A 1,006-nucleotide genomic window follows, 5' to 3' on the forward strand; every position below is an offset into this window, starting at 1 on the left:
GGCGGAGGAAGGCGACGGGGGAGTCGATCGTGGTGGGGAGTCCTTGGGTGAGTGCGCTGGTGAGGTAGTCGGTGCTTACGCCTCGGGTGAGCCATGCCGCTGCCTGTGGTTCCAGGGTTGTGCAGTCGTGGGCGGAGAGGGCGAGGCGGTGGTCGTTGCGGCCGAGGTGGGCCAGGGCGAGGTAGGCGGGGGATGGGGTGGCCTTGGCGGGGGCGGTCTCGGAGGGGGTGGTCTTGGCGGGGCTTGGCTCTGTCGGGGTCGCAGCCGGGGCGGGAGGCGCCGGTGCGTCGTACGGCTGCTGGGCCGGGGGGCGTTGGTGGGGTACGGCGGTGGGTTCGGGGGCCTGTTCCGTACCCGGGTCCTCAGGCAGGGCGTGCGGTGATGGTTCCTCGGCCGGGACCCAGGGCGGAGGGGCCGGGGCGCCGGAGGCCGGGGTGTCGGGGGCCGGAGCCGTCGGGGCGGCGTCTGCCGCCGACGTGGGGCTGGTGGCCGGGGCGGCCCTGACGGCCAGGGCAGGGCTGGCCGGCGGGGCGGCACTGACGGCCGGGGCGGCGCTGGTGGCAGGGGCCGGGGCAGGGCTGGCGGTCGGCGGGGTGGGTCTGGTGGCTTGGGTGGTGGCGTTTTCGGTGGCGAGGTAGGTGTTCCACCACTCGTTGTCGTGTGCGGTGCGGGACCAGAAGGTGCGGAAGACCCAGCGGGTCTCGTCGCCGGCGCCGACGGCGCACCGTACGCGTCGCAAGTGCCCGGCGACGGACAGGGCGTTCAGAGCGGTGGAGATGGCCTGCTGGCCGTAGAGAGGGAGTTGCTTGGCCAGGTGTTTGACGCTCATCGCCGCGCCCTCGGGGAGGTGGTCCACGAACCCGGCCACGTAGCGTTCGCGCGTCGGGAGAAGGCAGAAGTCGTCGCGCGTACGGGGGCGTTGGTCGGGGGCGGAGCGTTTGCCGTAGCCGGGTTTGGCCATCGGGTACGCGGTGGAGTGTGCGGGGGCGGGCGGGGCAGGGCTAGG

The 1,006-nt window shown here is 74.2% G+C and carries 1 protein-coding gene; it reads right to left on the reverse strand.

Annotated elements, in window-relative coordinates:
• On the reverse strand, window positions 1-961 hold a 961-nt coding region (locus AB0917_RS34185; protein WP_366823591.1), incomplete at its 3' end, for a hypothetical protein.
• Window positions 962-1,006 lie beyond the last annotated feature (45 nt).

This window comes from Streptomyces sp. NPDC007346, assembly GCF_040703535.1.
GTDB lineage: Bacteria > Actinomycetota > Actinomycetes > Streptomycetales > Streptomycetaceae > Streptomyces.